Origin of the sequence: Acuticoccus kalidii (assembly GCF_021556395.1) — a bacterium.
In the GTDB taxonomy this organism is placed as follows: domain Bacteria; phylum Pseudomonadota; class Alphaproteobacteria; order Rhizobiales; family Amorphaceae; genus Acuticoccus; species Acuticoccus kalidii.
This window is the reverse complement of sequence record NZ_JAKGCS010000010.1, coordinates 173,061-189,753: the sequence shown is the minus strand read 5'-3', so window position 1 is coordinate 189,753 and position 16,693 is coordinate 173,061. Positions and strand designations below refer to the sequence as shown.

Genomic DNA, 16,693 nt, shown 5'->3' with positions numbered 1-16,693 from the left:
ATCCCTCGCCCCGTTCGCCCCCCAACGCCTTGTCCCGAACGCAAAGGACGGCGCGCCGAGGCCGGCACGCCGTCCTTGTCGTTCGGCCCGTGGCGCTGCGCCGCGGGCGGCGGCAGCGGCTCAGACGGTCTGTGCGACCTCCTCGCCCGGCGCTTCGGCCGCCTCCGCTTCGGACGCCTCGTGCTCCATGTCGTGCGGCAGGAAGAGGTTGAGGACGATCGCGAGGAAGGCGCCCGGAAGGATGCCGGAGGCGAGGAGCACCTGTGCCGTCTGGGGCAGATATTGCAGCGCCTTCGGTTCGAGCTGAAGCCCGAGCCCGACCGACAGCGACACGGCGAAGATCACCATGTTGCGCTTGTTCCACGCCACGTCCGACAGCATCGACACCCCCGCCGCCGCCACCATCCCGAACATCACGATGACGCTGCCGCCGAGCGCTTCGATCGGGATCGTCGAGATCACCGCGCCGACCTTCGGGATCAACCCCGCGACGATCAGGAAGACCGCCCCGCAGGTGACGACATGGCGGCTCATCACCCCCGTCATCGCGATCAGCCCGACATTCTGGCTGAACGAGGTGTTGGGCAGCGCGCCGAACACGCCGGCGATCGCCGAGCCGAGACCGTCGGCATAGGTCGCGCCGACGATCTCCTTGTCGGTCGCCTCCCGCCCCGCCCCGCCTTTGGTGATGCCCGATACATCGCCCACCGTCTCGACCGCGGAGACGAAGGCCATGAGGCAGAAGCCGATGACGGCGCTGAGCGAGAAGGCGAAGCCGAACGAGAAAGGCTGCGGCAATGTGAAGACGGCGGCGCGCGCGACATTGCCGAAGCTCACCATGCCGAACATCATGGCGACGACATAGCCCGCGAGAAGCCCGAGCAGGATCGCCGCGATCGACCAGATCCCCTTGGCGAAGAATTTGAGCCCGAGGGTGACGATGATCACCGTGAGCGCCACGAGCCAGTTGAGGAAGGAGCCGTATTCCGGCTGGTCGATCGCCGGCACGCCCCCCGCCGCATATTGGATGCCGACCCGGATCAGCGACAGTCCGATCAGGAGGACGACGAGCCCCGTCACCAAAGGCGGCAGCGCGAAGCGGATCTTGCCGATGACGGTGCCGAGAAGGGCGTGAAAGAGCCCGCCGATCACGACGCCGCCAAAGAGGATCGGCAGCGCTTCGACCCCCTTGCCGGCGACGATCGGGATCATGATGGGCAGGAACGCAAAGCTCGTGCCTTGGACGATCGGCAGGCGGGCGCCGACGGGGCCGACGCCGATGGTTTGAAACAGCGTCGCGATGCCGGCGAAGAACATCGACATCTGAATCATGTAGATCAGCGCCGGAAAATCCGGCGAATTGGAGCCGAATCCGAAACCCGCCGCCCCGGCGACGATGATCGCCGGCGTCACGTTCGAGATGAACATGGCGAGGACATGCTGGATGCCGAGCGGAATCGCGTGCGACAGCGGCGGCGTATAGTCGGGATCGCGCAGTTGTTGGGGTGTTCCGAGGATCGAGGGTGGCGCCATGACCTGTTCTCCGATGTGCCTCGGATTTTGCAAATTACGGGCCACGAGAGGTTGTGACGGCGCGGAAACCGATTGCGTGGCGGCGGTGCGGCGGCCGAAACCGGCGGCGCTCGCGCATGTGCGCGCCTGGCGCCGGGAGCGCGCCTCGATCGGGCGTTGCATCGAGCCCGGCGCACCGCCTCGCGCCACGGGCCGAAGGGGTGCAAACCGGCTCGGCCGCCGGGCCGTCCGCCGTCTCGGTCCTCAGGGGTTAGTGCCGTCGGTCCATGGGCATCGACGCGCCCGACCGTCTAACGCCGCCCGGCCCGCGCGGCCTGCCGGCTCACCGACGTTCCGGCCGGCAGATGGCCGAGAAGGTCGAGCTCCGGTCGTTCCGCCGGCGGCCTGTCCCAGGACGGCTCCCACGTCGCATAGGTCTCCGTCTGCGGCTGGCGGCGGATGATGCCGTTCGCGATATCGCGCACCGCCGCGTCGAGGAGGACGAGGCCGAGCGGGAACAGCTTTTCCCGCCACAGCGAATCGACCGTCTCCCCCGGCGAGATGAAAACGAAATCCTGCGCCGCGATGTCCCCGCCATCCATCTTGTCGGAGAGCCAGTAGACCGAGCCGCCGGCGATCGGATCCTTCATGTGGATCGTCCAGCGCACCGCGTCGCGGCCGCGATGGCGCGGCAACAGCGAGGGGTGATAGCCGATCGCGCCGAAGGTCGTGCCCATGCGGGTGCGGCGACCGATAAAGTCATGGCTGTGGGCGGCGACGATGAGGTCGGTCTTCGCCGGCAGCGTCTCGGCGCGCAAGGTGCCGGAGCGCATCCACGGCACGCCCGCATCCTCCGCCGCGGCGCGCAGCCGGTCATGCCGTTCGCCGTCCTCGCGCAATGCCGGCGCCGACACGCCGACCACCTCGCATCCCGAGGAGCGCAGCATCGCGAACGCCGCGGCGCCGAACGCCTTTTGACCGGCGAGGAAGACCTTCATCCCGTTTCCTTCTTGGCGGACCGCGTCACGCCCATCGAGCCTTGCCCGACCCTGCACCGACAAGCCCGATCATTCCCTTAACCCGGCTTTGCCCGAACCGGAATGGATCGCGGCGCGCCGACAGAGGGGGCGGCGGTGTTTTAGAGGCGTTCGAGGCGCTCTGTCACCCCGAGCCTTGCGCGGACGGGCCCGCCGCTCAGCGCGCGGCGGCGCGGGCGGTGAGGAAGGCCGGGATCAGGAGCGGTGCGAGCGGGGTCAGAAGGTCGACATCGGAGCGCTTATAATGGTGCTCGGCGTCGAGGAGGTTCATCGTCCCGATCACCGCCTCGTCATAGATGACCGGAATGTTGATCACCGAGCCGAGCCCCATCCCCTCGATCTGGACATGGTCGAAGAAGGCCCAGCGGATCCCCGCTTTGTCGGCGCCGAGATAGGGCGCGCGTCCGGCCAGCACATGATCGCCCCATGGCGTCTTGCCCATCGGCTTGCGGCCGGCGACCGGATATTCGTCCGGCCGGTTCGAATAGCAACGCGCCACCTCGTCCCCGTCGACATAAAGGAGCGTGAAGAGCTTGTGGCCGACGAGGCGGTGGGTGAAGCGCTCCATCGCTTTGAAGGTGGCGTCCGGCTGGCCGGGAAGCGCCTGGGATTGCAGGATCGCGAGGATCTCGTCGGTCATGGCTGGACGGTCGCTTTCGGGGTCTTTTCGGGCAACAGCCCGGTGGGCTTCAACAACAGGATAAGGGCGAGCGACAGGCCGATCAGGATTTCGCGCATCGCCGCCACCTGAACGGGTTCGAGGAAAGGAAGGTCGGCGAGAAAGCGCGTCGCCTCCATGAACGCGACCACCGCATAGGCCCCGAAGACCGCACCGATCGGCCGCCCGACGCCGCCCGCCGTCACCGCGAGGAAGACATAGATCGTGATTAACGGCTGGAAGTGGTCCGGCGACACGTAGGATTGGAAATGCGCATAGAGCGCGCCGGCGAGGCCTGCGATCGCCGCCGAGAGCGCGAACGCCTCGAATTTCAGCCGCATCACGTCCTTGCCGGCGAAAGCGGCGAGCTCCTGGTCCTCGCGGACCGATTTCAGCGCCCGGCCATAGGGAGACAGGTCGAGCCGGCGCAGCGCGAACCAGACGATCACGACGATCAGGGTGACGAGGCCGAGATAAAAGAGATCGAAGCCGCGCCCGCCGAGCGTCTGACGCAGCGGCGTCACGATCCCGGAAATGCCGTCCGCCCCGTTCGTCAGCCACCGCTCGTTGAGCGCGACGATGCGCACGACCTCGGCAAAGCCGAGCGTGACGATGGCGAGATAGTCGTCCCTCAGCCTTAGCGTCGCGAAGGTCACGATGACGCCGGCGACGACGCCCGCCAACATCGCAACGACGATACCGCCGACGACCGGAACGCCGATCGCGGTGACGATCGCCGACGCATAGGCGCCGACGGCGAAGAAGCCGACGAGACCGAGATTGACGAGACCCACCGTTCCCCAGGCGAGATTGAGGCTGAGGGCGAGGAGCGCGTAGATACCGCCGATCGTGGCGATGAAGGTCAGATAATTGGCCATCAGAGCGCCCTCTCGCCGAGAAGCCCGCGCGGGCGGAAGGTGAGGATGACGAGGATCGCGACGAAACCGACGGCCCCGCGATAGGTCGCCGGCAATACGAGGAGCGACAATTCCTCGGCGATGCCGATCGAGAGCGCGCCGACGACCGCGCCGGGGATCGAGCCGAGCCCGCCGAGGACGGCGGCGGCGAACACCGTGAGGAGGATGCGAAAGCCCGTCAGCGGATCGATCGACGTGTCGGCGCCGAGGAGAACGCCGCCGAGCCCGGCGAGGGCCCCGCCGAGCGCCACCGCCACGAAGGAGACCTTACGCGGATCGATGCCCTTGAGGCGGGCAAGGTCGGCATTGTCGGCGACGGCGCGCATCGCGCGGCCGAAGCGGGTGCGGGTCAGAAACAGGAAGACGCCGGCCATGACGATGATCGAGATGATCAGCGTCTCGATCTGCTGCATGCCGACGCGAAGCCCCCAGAACCGGACGTCGGGAACCAGCGGCACGTCATAGCCGCGCAGATCGTTGCCGTAGAAGAAGCGCACGATATTCTCGAGCACGAGGTTCATCGCGATCGAGCCGATCGCGGCCGTCAGCGCCCCGGACGGGCGCAGACGCGATATGATCGTCTGCTCCGTCGCGACGGCGGCGAGGGCCGCGACCAAGGCGGCGCCGACGAGCGCCACCTCCATCGACAGGCCGAACGAGACGTTGAGCGTCCAGCCCGCGAAGGCGCCGATGGTGATGTAACCGGCGATCGCAAAGCTCGGGTAGCGCAGCACCGCGAAGATCGCGGAGAACCCGATGGCGGGGATCGCGATGAGCGCCCCCGTCATCAACCCGTTGAGGAGCGCCTGAAGGATCGCCGACAGCACCGTCAGAAGATCTTCAAGAGGACGATCTTGCCGTCCTGGACCTGGTCGTAGCGGAAGCGCGAATCGGTGATGTCGCCCTTCTCGTCGAAGTCGACCGGGCCGCTCGCCCCGTCATAGTTGACCGCCTGCCCCTCCGACAGGAGCTTGATCCCGTCGATCGCATTGTCGACCGTCTCGCCGTCGCCCTGGCTCACGGTGCGCACGGTGTCCTTCAGCATGGTGCCGGAGGGCTCCGCGTCGCTCGCGGCGAGGGAGAGGATGATGAGGTTGATCTGGTCGTAGACCTGGGCCGTATAGGGATCGGGGTTCGCCATGCCGGAGAGTTCGCCGACGCGGGCATAGGCCTTCGAATCGGCGTTCGGCGAGGGCGAAATCGTCATCGCCCCCTCGACGACATCCGCCGGCACGCTTTCGAGGAGCTTTTCGTTGACGGAGTAGCCGAAGCCGATTTTGAGCCCGTCATAGCCGGCTCGGTAAAGATCCTTCAGCATCACCGTCGTGTCGGGCGTATAGCCGCCGAGAATGATCGCGTCCGGGTCGGCGCGCATCACCGTGTCGACCTCGGAGCGATAAGAGGGCTTCTTGTCGTCATAGACGAGAAGTTCCGTCGTGCCGCCGGCCGCTTCCACCGCCTTGGTGATGTTCTCGAACTGGCTGTCGACGAACGGGGTCTGCGGGGAGACCATGTAGACCGATTTCGCCCCCTCCTCGATCGCGAACTCGCCGAATTTGCGGCCCTGAAGGGTCGTGTTCGGCTGGGTGCGGATGAGGTAGCCCTCGTGCGGCAGTTGCGTGATCGAATCCGCCCCCGAGGTGGTGGTCAGGAACGTGCCCGACTGCCAGGCGAGCGGCGCGACCGCGGTCGTCACCGAAGACGCCCACGTGCCGGAGATTGAGATCACCCCGTCGACCTCGATCAGCTTGCGCGCCGCGCGCACCGCGGCTTCGGGGTTCGTCTGCGTGTCCTCGACGATGAGCTCCAGCTTGCGGCCTTTGACGCCGCCCGCCTCGTTCACCTCGTCGACGACGGCCTGCATGGTCTTCGCCATGATCGGCCCATAGGGACCGCCCGCGCCGGTCAGTGGCACGAGGGCGCCGAGCTTGATGGGGCCATCCTGCGCGAAGGCGACACCGCCGCCGAGCGCCGTTGCGACGGCTAAGACCGCCGCGCCTTTGGCGACGCCGCGGCGAGAGATGGACGTGTTCTTGATTGTCATGACGTTCCTTTCTCCATGCCGGGCGCTCCTCCCGGCGTCTTGTTTGGGCCGCCGGTGCGGTTCTTCTAGCCCCCGAGGAAGAGACGGCGGATCTCGGGATCGGCCGCGAGGCCGCGTCCCTCCCCCTCCGCCTCGGTCCGGCCCGAGACGACGACGTAACCCCGATGGGACACTTCGAGCGCCTCAACGGCATGTTGCTCGACCATCAGGATCGGCATCCCTTCCCGGTTGAGGGTCACGATCGCGTCGAAGAGCGCGTCGGCGGCGCTCGGCGAGAGGCCGGCCGTCGGCTCGTCGAGAAGCATGATGCGCGGCGAGGTCATGAGGCCCATCGCCATCGCGAGGATCTGGCGCTGACCGCCCGAAAGGGTACGCGCGAGCTGGCGGCGCTTTTCGGCGAGCATCGGATATTTGTCATAGAGCGCGTCGGCCCGCTTGCGCGCGTCGGCGGGCCACAGGAAGGCGCTCGTCACGAGGTTCTCGTCGACCGAGAGCGTGCCGAAGACGTTGCGCTCCTGGGGCACGAAGGCGAGCCCGTTGCGCGCCCGGGCGAGCGCGTCGCCGCGCGTCACGTCCTCCCCTTCGAAGACGATGCGGCCCGCTTTCAGCGGTAGGAGACCGGCAACGGCCTTCAAAAGGGTCGATTTGCCCGCCCCGTTGGGTCCGATGACGGTGACGATTTCCCCCGCCTCGACACGGATCGCCGTTCCCTTGAGGATTTCCTCCGCCGCACCGTAACCCGCGACGGCCCCCTCGACGGTCAGAAGGCTCAATGCCGCCTCCCGAGATAGGCTTCCTGAACACGCGGATCGGCGGCGACGGCCGCGAAGGATCCTTCGGTGAGGGTCTTGCCCTCCGCCATCACGATCACCGGATCACACAGCTCGCGGATCAGCGCCATATCGTGCTCGATGAGACAGATCGTGATCCCCGAACGGTGAAGCTCGGACAGGTGCGCCGCGATCTCGCCGGTCAGCGTCGGGTTCACCCCCGCCATCGGCTCGTCGAGGAGGATCATGCGCGGCTCCGCCATCAGCGCCCGGCCGATCTCGAGGAGCTTCTTCTGCCCGCCCGAAAGATGGGTGACGCGATTGTCGATCACATGGTCGAGCCGAAGGCGCTTGGCGATCGAGAAGGCCCGCTCGGCCAATTCGGCTTCACGTTTGCGCCCCGCCGCGCCGCGCGACAACGCGCTCCACAGATGCTCTCCCGGCTGGTGCGGCCCGTAGAGCATCAGATGCTGGAAGACCGAGAGTTTCGGAAAGCCGCGGGCGAGCTGAAAGGTGCGCACGAGCCCCCGCTCGACGATCCGGCGCGGGGCGCGGCCGGTGATGTCCTCGCCGGCGAACGAGATGTTTCCCCGATCGGGCGCGAAGGCGCCGGAGACGATGTTGAAGAGCGTCGACTTACCGGCGCCATTGGGGCCGATGAGGCCCGTCAACGTGCCCTCTTCGATCTCGAAGTCGACGCCCGACAGCGCGGAGACGCCATAAAAGGAGCGGGTGATCCCGCGAACGCCCAGCAACGCACTCACCGCTTTCGGCACCCGATCGCGGCAGCCCGTGCGGCCGTCCCCAAACCGATTGTCGCATCGACGGAGCCGTTCACCGGGCCCGCATTGGTGCCCGAGTTGGCGAGGGTCATCTTGGTGGCGCCCTTTCTCTCCCGAAGCCGGCCGCTCGTGGATCGTCGCGTTGGGCGACACACACAAACAAACCGACGGGTCTGAATGTAGCAGCAAAGAACGGTCGACGAGCAAGCCTCTCCAACGCATAAATTCTCATCATGAACGGGAATGCCTCCATGACGCGAACGAGCGCGGCGCTGCTCGCCGAACACGACGATGCCTCAGCGATGGGCGAGGCGTCGCCAAAACGAGCACCGCGACGCGTCCGCCGAACGCAGGCCGAACGCTCCGCCGACACCCGCGAGCGCGCCTGTCAGGCAACGCTCGATGCCCTCGTCGATCTCGGTTATGAGCGCATCTCGACACAGGAGATCGCGCGCCGCGCCGGCCTTTCGCGCGGCGCCCTCACCCACCAGTTTCCGACCCGCAACAGCCTCATCATCGCCGCCTATGACTGGCTGGTCCGCTCATGGGAGGCGAACGAGCCGTTCACCTGGGTGACGGGTGGAAGCGATCGCCGGCTCGATTTCACCGAGCTCGCGGACCTTCTGTGGGTGAAGATTTTCCGCACCGAACGCTATATCGCCACCCTCGAGCTGATGCTGGCGGCGCGCAAGGACGAGGCGATCGGCACCGGGATCCGCCAGATCATGGTGCGGTGGACGCGCCTGCGCGACCGGCTGACGGCCGAACTCCTCGGCCTGTCGCCCGACGATCCGACGAGCGCCACCTTCGTGCAGCTCAATCTGTGCGTTCTGCGCGGTATCGCCGTTCACAAGAGCTTCGAGACCGAGCCCGACAGCGCCGAGCGCCTCATTGCCGAATGGAAGCGCATTCTCGCCACCGTCGAGCCGACCCGGACGACGGGCGCGGGCGGCTGACCGCGCGCCCTCGCCTCAGACCGACGCAGCCTTCTTCACCGCCGCGCCGCCCTTCATGATGAGCGGCATGTGTGCGCCCTGCTCGGTGAGGAGCGCGAGATCGTCGAGCGGGTTGCCGTCGACGAAGAGGAGATCGGCGTAACAGCCGGGCGCGATCGCACCGATATCGCTGCGCCGGACCACCCGCGCCGCATCGAGCGTCGCCGAACGGATGACGTCCATCGCCGGAAGGAACTGACCGCGCAGCGTGAACTCGCCCGACTGATGCGGCTGCATCCCGCCGAGAAGGTCGGACCCATACCCCATGACGACGCCCTCGCGGTGCAGCATCGTAAGGCACTCGAGCCCCGCCGTCCGCACGTCCTCGATCTTGGCGACCGATTCCGGCGGCAGACCGAACGCCGCGCCTTCCTTGGCGAGGATGTCGTAAGTGATGTTCGTCGGAACGACGAACGCCTCCTCCTCCGCGACGCGGCGGACAGTGCGCTCGCTCATATTGTTGCCGTGCTCGATGCACTCGAAGCCGCAATCGAGCGCCCGGTTGATCGCCGCATCATCGTAAAGGTGGCCTGAAACGTAGGTGCCGAAGCCCTTCGCGACCTCGACGATCGCCTTCAGTTCGTCGACCGAGAAGACGAGATAGCCGATTGGGTCGGACGGCGAGGAGACGCCGCCATCGGCCATCACCTTCACATAATCCGCCCCGTTTTTGAGCTCCTCACGCGCGACGCGGCGCACGGCGTCGACCCCGTCGCACACGCGGCCGAGCGTGCCGAGCTTGTCGCCATACCAGGAGACGTCGCGGTTGCTGTGCGCGCCGCGATAGTCGGTGTGCCCGCCGGTCTGGGACAGCGCCTTGCCGCAGATGATGAGGCGCGGTGCATCGATGAGCCCGTCGTCGACGGCCCGCTTCAGGCCGATGTCGGCGCCGCCGAGATCGCGCACGGTGGTGAAGCCGCGCATCAGCATCGCCTTCATCAGCTCGGCCGACTTCAGCGCCACCCATGAGTTCGGCAGCTCCGCGTTGAGGCCGAGATTGGCCGTCGTCGCGATGACGTGGACGTGGCAATCGATGAGGCCGGGCATCACGATCCTGCCCGACGCGTCGAGGGTGTCGCCCGCGCCGCTCTTTGCGGCCTCGCCCTTCCCGACCGCGACGAAGCGATCCCCCTCGATGACGATGTCGACGGGATCGGTCGGCGCGTCGGCGCTACCGTCGACGATGCGGGCATTCTTGATCGTGAGCATGGACATTCGGATTTCCAGGGGCTGTGAGACGATGCGGGCTTGCCGCTCCCGTCAGCCTAGCGAGCGGCCGACGATCTGCGCAAGAAACAAACGACAGTGTTCGGAAGTTGCGCGCCTCGCCGTCCGATCACGGGAAGAAGTCCTCCATGTCCGCGATCATCGGCCATGTCCGCGATCATCGGCGCGGCGGCGAGAGCCGATAGGTCCGGCACGGGCCGCGCGGTCTGCGGATCGTCGGCGAGAAGGCGCTCGAGCGCCGCCGCCATCGCGAGGGTTTCGAGATCGGCCCCGCGCGGCCCGACGATCTGGAGCCCGAACGGCATTCCCGCATGGTCGAGGCCGACCGGGAGGGAGACGGCCGGATGACCGGCCAGCGTCGGCGCATAAGCGAGCGCGAGCCAATGGAAATAGGTGCGCGTCGGCTTGCCGTCGATCTCGCTCGGATAGAGCTCTCGCCAATCGCGCGGGGTGATCGCGACGGTCGGAGACAGGACGAAGTCGGTTTCGGCGAAAAAGGTCTGCCAGCGCCGATAGAGCGCCGTCTGTTGCTCAAGGCCCCGCGCGACTTGAGCGGCACTGTAGCCGAGCCCTTCGCGCACGTTCGCCGCAACGTTCGGCCCGACGAGTTCGGGCGAGGCCTCCAAAAGACGCTTGTGCGGCCCGAGAAAAGCGAGCGCGCGCAACACCTCGAACATCTCGTCGGCGTCCGTACAGTCGGGATGGGCGTCGTCGGCGCGGCGGAAGACGGCGCGGAAACGGCCGACCTTGTCGGCGAACGTGTCGGCGATCAGCCGCTCCACCGGCGCGAAGCCGAAATCGGGCGTCATCGCGACGGAAAGCGCCGACAGATCGACCTCCGGCAGACGGCGCAGCGCATCCGGTGAGACCCGCTCCGACATCGACAAAGGATCACGCTTGTCGGGCGCGATGATCGTCGACAGCATCAGCGCCGTATCGGCCACGGTGCGGCCCATCGGTCCGCCGGTTCCGAGCGGCAGCCACCCCATCCCGGCATTCTCCGAGGGGACGAGACCGGGCGTCGGCCGGAAGCCCACCACACCGCAAAAGGCGGCGGGATTGCGGAGCGATCCGCCGGTGTCGGTTCCGGTCGCGATCGCCACCATCCCGGTCGCGAGCGCCGCCGCCGAACCGCCGGACGAGCCGGCCGCCGATTTCGTCGGATCGAAGGGATTTCCCGTCGTCCCGTAGACGGGATTGCGGGAGTTCGCGCCGGCACTCCATTCCGGAACATTGGTCTTGCCGAGGACGATTGCCCCCGCGTCCTTCAAGGCGGAAATGATGCCGTCGTCCGCCGGGGCGACATTGTCGCGGAAAGCGGGGCTTCCGAAGGTGGTCTTGAGGCCCGCGACGTTCGTCATATCCTTGACGCCGAGGGTGAGACCGTGGAGCGGGCCGAGCGGCTCGCCCGCCATCACCGCCCGCTCGCTCGCCTTGGCGCCGTCCCGCGCGCGGTCGAAATCGCGCTCCGGGATCGCGTTGATCGCGCCATCGAGGGTCTCGATCCGCGCGATCGCGCTCTCCACCAGCTCGACCGGCGACAGGCGTTTCTCTCCAATGAGACGCCGCGCCTCGGTGGCGCTCAGATCGGCGGGTTCGGTCATCGTCGCTCTCTCCTCCCATGCCCGTCATTGCGGGGTTCTTGTCTCGATCCTTATCGGCGCGCGCGGTGTCCGCCACCGCCTTGCGCCTCCGTCCACGGAGCGCGCGCCCCAAACGGAACGCGCCGCGGCGCATCCGCTGCGCACCGTTCATCGCCGCGCGGGCCGCAAGGCGCAGGACCGCGCCGCAACGCCCCGTGAACACTCCCCGCGACGGGCAGCCGGCTCGTCGGGCGGCGCGCCCGCCCCTCGGGCTCTATCCCCTTGTTCCTGAAACACCCATGCATCGGCCTATCGGGACGGGCCGCGCGCGTAAGTCGGCTTGAAATTGTCCGCGTCGATGCGGATCGGGGGCAGCCGGGCCGGATCGAACGGGGCGAGATCGACGGCGGGCTCCGCGCCGGTGATCAACGCCGCCATCGCCTCGCCCGAGGCCGGTGCGTTGAGGATGCCCCACACGCTGTGCCCCGTCGCGACGAAGGCGCCGGGCGCGCTCGGAACGGCCCCCATCAGCGGAAGCCCGTCCCGCGTCACCGGCCGGAAACAGGTCTGCCGTGCAATGACGCGGCTTTCACCGAAGGCCGGGGAAATATCGGAGCACACCGCGAGAAGGCGCGCGAACGCATCCTCGTCGGCGCGGACATCGGCGGGGTCGACCGGGAGCGGCCCGTCCCCCGAGAGGCCGCAAATATAGGTCGTCCCGTCGGGGCGCGGAAACACCTCGGGCGTCACGGTGGCCCCATCGACCGTGCGATATTCGAGGAACAGCGCCTCGGGCGGGATCTCGTCGTGCGTGTTGAAGACGAGGCTGTGGCCCTTGAGGCCGTAGACCGCCGGCAGGTCGATCCATTGGGCCGCGAGGATCGACCACGGCCCCATCGCGACGAGCACCGCGTCGGCGTCGATGTGCTCCTCTTCCATCACAACGCCCCGCACGCGGCCGTCGGCCTCGCGCAGGAAACCCGTCACTTCGCCATTGACGAGGGAGGCGCCCTCGTTGACCGCGATCGAGGCGAGGCCCCGCGTGAACAGCGCCGGATGCACCTGCGCCGTCGTCTCGACATCGCCGAGGCGCTGGGCGATGCCGATCGTCGGCCCGACCCAGTCGACGAGGCTCGATGTCGGGCCGCGCGTCCGCGCGCCGCCGAACGTCGTCATCCGGCGATAGCCCCAGGGATTGGCGAAGTCCTTGGCGAGGGTGGCGTGAAGATCGAAACTTCGGCGGGCGAGGGATTGGAGCGGACCGCCATCGCACCAGTCGCGGGCAAGGAAGCCGCCAGCCTTGCCGGACGCCGCACACGCAACCCCCGTCCGCTCGACGAGCACGACCTCGACCCCGGCGCGCGTCAGGTAGAAGGCGCTCGCCGCGCCGATCGCTCCGGCGCCGCAGACGACCACTTTCATCGCTATCACCTCCGCCTGACCGATCGTCGGAGCGCGCGTGTCGCCGCCGACCGGCCCATTTCGCGGACCAGCCGCCCGCGAGGACCGACGACGGACATCACCAGCCCAGCGCACTCAGTTGAGCACGAGGCCGCTCGTCTTGCCAAGCACGAGGGGTTTTCCGGCCGCCGGCGATCTCGCCCCTCCGAACCCCATCTCGGTGGCGTAAGATCTTGCGCTCCAGAGCGGCGCCCCCGAGCGAAGCCTTCAGCAACTCGATGCAAAGACCATTTCGTCGAAAGTTCAAACCGCACGGCATATCGTAACGCGCCTCAATCAGGGGCAATCGTTCAGTCGCGCCTGGATCAGTTCATGCGGCGGATGTGGCCATATCAGCATAACCCATCCGATTTATTGACAACCTTACCAGGATCGTGCCGGTCGTCTCCCGCAACGCGGGCGAAGAAGTCCGTTTGATTTGCCTGACCGAGAGAGACATGGTGTAACTCCCGCCCACGGGGCGCGATGTCAGACCTCCAACGCAGAAGCATTGACCGCCGCGCCCGGCCGTTAAAGTCGATCAGTGGAGCGCTTCCGCTGAAGGATGCGAGTTTTTATGAATATTTCTGTTCGGCCGCCGAAAGCGATCGCCTCGATCGCGCTGTCCTTCGCGGCTGCGGGCATGGTCGCCGCCTGCACCACGTCGACCCCGCCCAGCACGCCGAAACCGCGAGCGGTGGCGAGCGAAGCGGAGGCCGAACAACCCGAACCCGTTATCGGCAAATGGGCCGTCTACCCCGCGGTCGGCACGAGTGACCGAAGCTGCTCGATGGATTTCTCGACGGCGGCGTTCAAGACCGACGAAGGACGGGTGTGGACCGTCGCCTGCAACCTCGTCGACGGGCTCGGCGGCATCAACGGCATCAACCGCGTCACCAAGTGGGAGCGCAAGGGACGGACGATCATCCTGTCCGGCATCGCGACCCCGAATATCGCGACGATGGAGCTCCCACGCGATTCCGGTCGCAATCGCATCCAGGGTCTCGCCGACGACGGAACCCGCTTCGTCCTCGTCCGCAATTAGGCAATCCCCTGCCCGATGGATCGGCCTCCGAGGCGGCTGTCGCGCGGGCCGTAAGCCGCGGCGGCAACGATCGTGAACCGACCGAAGTGCGCCCATTCGGACGCACCTCACCCGGAAACTGGCGAGTGGGCCGAAGGGGGGTCACATCACCTTGAGCCTGCTGCGATACTTGCTAATGATGGCGCAGCCACTAGGCTCTGCGCGCGCCAACGGATCGCCGTCAGATTGCCCGCCCTCGACGATCCCCTATCCCAAAAAGAGTATATATGACGGCCAATCGAGGTAATAAAATATTGGACGACCAGCTCCATTCAGAGCTTCTCGGACTCCTGACCGACACCATCGAAGACAACGAAGATGCGCCATCTTCCGACGCTTTGATTTCGGCGGGGAAAGAGCACGATGACGTCGACAGCCTGAAGCAGGCCTTTCCGTCGGTCGATCAACGCGCCGCCGCACTGGCATTTGTCATCGGTCAGGCCGATCAAGAGCGTTATGAAGCGGCCCTCAGTTATATGGTCCGGGTGGGCTCACTGACCGGAAAGGAACCGGTTCGCAACTTCATCAAAGCCCTGAACGCGCAATTGCCGGAGCCAGACTTCGATCAGCCTTATGTGGACCTCGACGGGAACCCGGTCACGTTCGTCGTTTCGTTCCCGCGGTCCGGCAACACGCACCTCATTCAGCTTCTGACCCATTCGCTGCGTGCGGGCATCGCCACGGCGCATTTCGGGAACCGGGCTCACTTCTCCCGGAAAGTCCGCACGATCGGCTATCGCTCGCCCGTGTTCGTGAAAGACCACGGTATCCGCGACGCCTACCGCCACAATCCGGTGATCTATCAACACCGCGATGGCCGCGATTCCTTGCTGTCCTTCAATGATTTCACAGCGCAAGGCACGAACCGTTCGCGCCCGGAAGACATCCCCGCCCTTTCCGACAGTCTCGGGCCGGTGATCGAGCGCCTCAAGAAAACGAACTATGGGACGTGGAACGAGAACGTCGATGCGGCTCTGGCGCATCACGACAAGTACGGAAACGTCGTCATCTCCCGCTATGACGACCTGACCGGACCGAACGCGTTCGCGTCCCTTCGTGATACGCTCGCGGCGATCAACATCGAACTCACCGAAAAGGCCTACGCCGCCGCCTCCGAGCGATCACAGAAGAACGCGACCCGGCTTCGGTCGCAGAATGTTCAATGGGGCAAGGCTCCGATCTATCCCGAGGGATCGATGATGGATCGCTGGCTCAAGATCGGCAGCGGCAGCCGTTGGCGGGCCGTTTTGTCCGCCGAGGACAAGTCCCTGCTTCATTCGATCGGAATGACCGAGACGCTGATGAAGATCGGTTATGAGACGAACGAAGATTGGTGGCGCGCTTAGCCGGCGAATCTCAGCCTGCGCCGAAGCGGCCGCCAGCGGTGGCCGAATTTCCGGGCAGGCTGTCTCTCTGATGATCATCGGGGCGACGAGGTCGGCGGTATGGTTCGCCTCGATCGGCCCGGCGTCGTCGCCGATGCGCTCCGGGACGGTCGCGTCAGGCGCCCCGCGTCGAGGTTTTGGGCGATCGGCGCGCCGCCACCGTGATGCTGTCGAAGCACGTCACCTTGCGGACGACGACAGCGCCGTCCTCCGGGGTATCCCCCACGTCGATTTCAACTGCGAGGCCCTGACGCCGCCTCGACGGCAGGCCTCGCTCCACCGAACAATCGGGCGAAAACGGTCGCGGTGAACCGAGGCCCGAAGCGGGCCCCCGAGAATTCGCGATATCGAAAAATCAAGGGAAAGTGTGGTCGGAGTGGCAGGATTCGAACCTGCGACCCCCTCGTCCCGAACGAGGTGCGCTACCAGACTGCGCTACACTCCGCCGACCGCCCCCGCCACATAGCCAAAGACGGAGGCGACCTCAACCCTAAACGCGCTCGATTCGAAGCGGTTGTGCACCTTGCCACAGGGTTTTCACACCCAAATCGTGCAAATTCTCCAGGCCGTCGGTCAGCGTGAGGAAGTGATTGCCCGCGAGCTGGCCCATTTTGCTGGCGAAATGGACGCCGCCATAGGCGAGGAGGATCTCGGTCTCCGAAATGCCGCCGGGATAAAGAATCATCTGCCCAGGCGCGGGATAACTCGTGTGGTTCTCATAGCCGACGCCGAAATCGCGGTCGCCGAGCGGAACCCACACCCCTTCGCCCGACCAGCGCACGTGCACCACCTGGCTCTCGAACGGCATCGCCTTCAAGATCGCCTCGCACGTCTTCGGCGCCTTCTCGTCCTCGAGCACGGCGCCGAAGGTGTACGGCCCGGCGATGACTCGGACTTTGATCATAGCTCACTCGTCCTCATTGCGTAACGATATTGACCAGCCGCGGGATGCAGTTGATCATCCATTCGGCCGAAACCGTTTCCGAATGTTTGATCGGAGGCAAGTCGATATAAAATGTGGCGCAATTGTGTCATAGCGGTGTTGGATTGGGGTATTTCCGCCCGGTTCACGCCCCGTCTGCGCAAACGGCGCCCACTTTTCACGGGGGGCGGCGAACGATGACCCTCGGCGTGACCAACTTTTTTCCAATGGCAAACAATTTCATTCTCTACTCTGACATCAGCCCCCGCGGCGACGACATCAGCCCCCTCGGCGACGCCGAGGCGCGCCACAGATCATTCCTCACCGGCCCATGGGG

The 16,693-nt window shown here is 66.3% G+C and carries 15 protein-coding genes and 1 tRNA gene; 3 read left to right on the top strand and 13 right to left on the bottom strand.

The window, feature by feature from the left end; translation table 11 throughout:
- Positions 1-120 precede the first annotated feature (120 nt).
- The 8 genes from L1787_RS06910 to L1787_RS06875 all read right to left on the bottom strand — a co-directional run bounded on the left by L1787_RS06910 (position 121) and on the right by L1787_RS06875 (position 7,702).
- Positions 121-1,533 carry a uracil-xanthine permease family protein gene (locus tag L1787_RS06910; protein ID WP_235707955.1) on the bottom strand — a complete coding sequence of 471 codons (1,413 nt, stop codon included), beginning with the start codon at positions 1,531-1,533 and terminating at the stop codon, positions 121-123.
- 290 nt (positions 1,534-1,823) lie between these two features.
- Entirely contained in the window at positions 1,824-2,510 is a 687-nt protein-coding gene (locus L1787_RS06905) for a formyltransferase family protein (protein ID WP_235707954.1), read from the bottom strand.
- A gap of 196 nt (positions 2,511-2,706) precedes the next feature.
- Positions 2,707-3,189 (bottom strand): GAF domain-containing protein, encoded by a 483-nt coding sequence (locus L1787_RS06900; RefSeq protein WP_235707953.1) that lies wholly within the window; start codon positions 3,187-3,189, stop codon positions 2,707-2,709.
- Positions 3,186-4,085, bottom strand: coding sequence for a branched-chain amino acid ABC transporter permease (locus tag L1787_RS06895; RefSeq protein WP_235707952.1), 900 nt, complete (start codon positions 4,083-4,085; stop codon positions 3,186-3,188). Before L1787_RS06895 ends, L1787_RS06900 begins: the two co-directional genes overlap by 4 nt.
- On the bottom strand, positions 4,085-4,951 hold the full coding sequence (locus L1787_RS06890) for a branched-chain amino acid ABC transporter permease (protein WP_235707951.1): 867 nt from the start codon (positions 4,949-4,951) through the stop codon (positions 4,085-4,087). Before L1787_RS06890 ends, L1787_RS06895 begins: the two co-directional genes overlap by 1 nt.
- A 2-nt stretch (positions 4,952-4,953) precedes the next feature.
- The gene (locus tag L1787_RS06885; protein ID WP_235707950.1) at positions 4,954-6,168 is read right to left on the bottom strand and encodes an ABC transporter substrate-binding protein; all 1,215 of its coding nucleotides are present in this window, start codon (positions 6,166-6,168) and stop codon (positions 4,954-4,956) included.
- A 65-nt stretch (positions 6,169-6,233) separates the two neighbouring features.
- Positions 6,234-6,941, bottom strand: coding sequence for an ABC transporter ATP-binding protein (locus tag L1787_RS06880; RefSeq protein ID WP_235707949.1), 708 nt, complete (start codon positions 6,939-6,941; stop codon positions 6,234-6,236).
- Positions 6,938-7,702, bottom strand: coding sequence for an ABC transporter ATP-binding protein (locus L1787_RS06875; protein WP_235707948.1), 765 nt, complete (start codon positions 7,700-7,702; stop codon positions 6,938-6,940). Before L1787_RS06875 ends, L1787_RS06880 begins: the two co-directional genes overlap by 4 nt.
- Positions 7,703-7,971: 269 nt before the next feature.
- Between L1787_RS06875 and L1787_RS06870 the strand changes: the two genes are divergently transcribed.
- Complete coding sequence (locus tag L1787_RS06870; RefSeq protein ID WP_235707947.1) at positions 7,972-8,676, top strand: TetR/AcrR family transcriptional regulator; 705 nt, start codon at positions 7,972-7,974, stop codon at positions 8,674-8,676.
- Between the two features lie 15 nt (positions 8,677-8,691).
- Here L1787_RS06870 and L1787_RS06865 read toward each other — a convergent pair whose 3' ends face one another.
- The 3 genes from L1787_RS06865 to L1787_RS06855 form a co-directional block, all read right to left on the bottom strand.
- Entirely contained in the window at positions 8,692-9,930 is a 1,239-nt protein-coding gene (locus L1787_RS06865; protein ID WP_235707946.1) for a metal-dependent hydrolase family protein, read from the bottom strand.
- A 50-nt stretch (positions 9,931-9,980) separates the two neighbouring features.
- Positions 9,981-11,546 carry an amidase gene (locus L1787_RS06860; RefSeq protein WP_235707945.1) on the bottom strand — a complete coding sequence of 522 codons (1,566 nt, stop codon included), beginning with the start codon at positions 11,544-11,546 and terminating at the stop codon, positions 9,981-9,983.
- Between the two features lie 288 nt (positions 11,547-11,834).
- On the bottom strand, positions 11,835-12,947 hold the full coding sequence (locus tag L1787_RS06855; RefSeq protein ID WP_235707944.1) for an NAD(P)/FAD-dependent oxidoreductase: 1,113 nt from the start codon (positions 12,945-12,947) through the stop codon (positions 11,835-11,837).
- A 595-nt stretch (positions 12,948-13,542) separates the two neighbouring features.
- Between L1787_RS06855 and L1787_RS06850 the strand changes: the two genes are divergently transcribed.
- The gene (locus L1787_RS06850) at positions 13,543-14,010 is read left to right on the top strand and encodes a hypothetical protein (RefSeq protein ID WP_235707943.1); all 468 of its coding nucleotides are present in this window, start codon (positions 13,543-13,545) and stop codon (positions 14,008-14,010) included.
- Between the two features lie 266 nt (positions 14,011-14,276).
- A complete protein-coding gene (locus tag L1787_RS06845; protein ID WP_235707942.1) occupies positions 14,277-15,395 on the top strand; it encodes a sulfotransferase family protein in 1,119 nt (372 codons plus the stop codon).
- A gap of 407 nt (positions 15,396-15,802) precedes the next feature.
- Here the strand turns inward: L1787_RS06845 and L1787_RS06840 are convergent.
- Both L1787_RS06840 and L1787_RS06835 read right to left on the bottom strand, forming a co-directional pair.
- Positions 15,803-15,879: transfer RNA gene (locus tag L1787_RS06840), tRNA-Pro, on the bottom strand.
- A gap of 45 nt (positions 15,880-15,924) precedes the next feature.
- Positions 15,925-16,338, bottom strand: a complete 414-nt coding sequence (locus L1787_RS06835) for a DUF3830 family protein (protein WP_235707941.1) — start codon at positions 16,336-16,338, stop codon at positions 15,925-15,927.
- Positions 16,339-16,693 lie beyond the last annotated feature (355 nt).

Coding starts and splice junctions, on each gene's coding strand:
- L1787_RS06910 (WP_235707955.1), bottom strand. CDS start 1,533: ATGGCGCCACCCTCGATCCTCGGAACACCCCAACAACTGCGCGATCCC.
- L1787_RS06905 (WP_235707954.1), bottom strand. CDS start 2,510: ATGAAGGTCTTCCTCGCCGGTCAAAAGGCGTTCGGCGCCGCGGCGTTC.
- L1787_RS06900 (WP_235707953.1), bottom strand. CDS start 3,189: ATGACCGACGAGATCCTCGCGATCCTGCAATCCCAGGCGCTTCCCGGC.
- L1787_RS06895 (WP_235707952.1), bottom strand. CDS start 4,085: ATGGCCAATTATCTGACCTTCATCGCCACGATCGGCGGTATCTACGCG.
- L1787_RS06885 (WP_235707950.1), bottom strand. CDS start 6,168: ATGACAATCAAGAACACGTCCATCTCTCGCCGCGGCGTCGCCAAAGGC.
- L1787_RS06870 (WP_235707947.1), top strand. CDS start 7,972: ATGACGCGAACGAGCGCGGCGCTGCTCGCCGAACACGACGATGCCTCA.
- L1787_RS06865 (WP_235707946.1), bottom strand. CDS start 9,930: ATGTCCATGCTCACGATCAAGAATGCCCGCATCGTCGACGGTAGCGCC.
- L1787_RS06860 (WP_235707945.1), bottom strand. CDS start 11,546: ATGACCGAACCCGCCGATCTGAGCGCCACCGAGGCGCGGCGTCTCATT.
- L1787_RS06855 (WP_235707944.1), bottom strand. CDS start 12,947: ATGAAAGTGGTCGTCTGCGGCGCCGGAGCGATCGGCGCGGCGAGCGCC.
- L1787_RS06850 (WP_235707943.1), top strand. CDS start 13,543: ATGAATATTTCTGTTCGGCCGCCGAAAGCGATCGCCTCGATCGCGCTG.
- L1787_RS06845 (WP_235707942.1), top strand. CDS start 14,277: ATGACGGCCAATCGAGGTAATAAAATATTGGACGACCAGCTCCATTCA.
- L1787_RS06835 (WP_235707941.1), bottom strand. CDS start 16,338: ATGATCAAAGTCCGAGTCATCGCCGGGCCGTACACCTTCGGCGCCGTG.